General features: G+C 47.6%; 1 protein-coding gene. It reads left to right on the top strand.

What is annotated here, in order from left to right:
* The coding region (locus tag R7Z50_RS27510) for a putative PEP-binding protein (RefSeq protein ID WP_318149751.1) at nt 1–702 on the top strand (702 nt) is incomplete at both ends.

The following is a 702-nucleotide window of genomic DNA, read 5'->3' as shown; positions in this document are numbered from 1 at the left end:
GGATTGGGCGCTGCGTCAGGTAGTCGAAACTTATTCAAACCGCTTTGCTCGTATGTCAGATATCTATTTGCGTGAACGAGCACAAGATATCCGAGAGTTGGGGCAAAGGTTGCTGTATTTTCTGCACAACAGTGAGCAAGAGAATGCGGCCATCGATCGTCCTATCATCTTAGTGGCCAATGAGCTTACTGCGACTTTGTTAGCATCGGTGCCGAAAGAACATTTATTAGCGGTTGTTTCGCTTGAAGGGGGCGCAAACTCACACGCTGCAATTCTTTCGCGCGCATTGGGTGTGCCGGCCGTTATGGGCGCTAACATCAATACGGATGTGGTTAACGGCAAATTAGGCATCGTTGATGGCTATACGGGCGAGATTTTTCTTGAGCCCAACCGCCAGCTGTTGCGTGAGTATCGCAGTTTAGTTAGTGAAGAGTCAGAGCTCTTCGCGATGGTCAATAAAGATCTCGCGTTACCTGCCGTAACGTTAGATAACCAGCACATTGAAGTGATGCTGAATGCGGGTCTCAGTGCCGATAGCAACAGTGCCATTAATACGGGCGTCGATGGTGTCGGTTTATATCGAACTGAAATTGCATTTTTACTTCAACATCACTTTCCATCGGAAGATGAGCAGTATCATCAATATCGAGCAATATTAAACAGCTACTCGAGCCAACGCGTGGTGATGCGTACTCTAGACAT

The organism is Vibrio sp. 1249-1 (assembly GCF_033340495.1).
The sequence above is the reverse complement of the archived record's forward strand: the minus strand, read 5'-3'. Positions and strand labels throughout refer to the sequence as shown.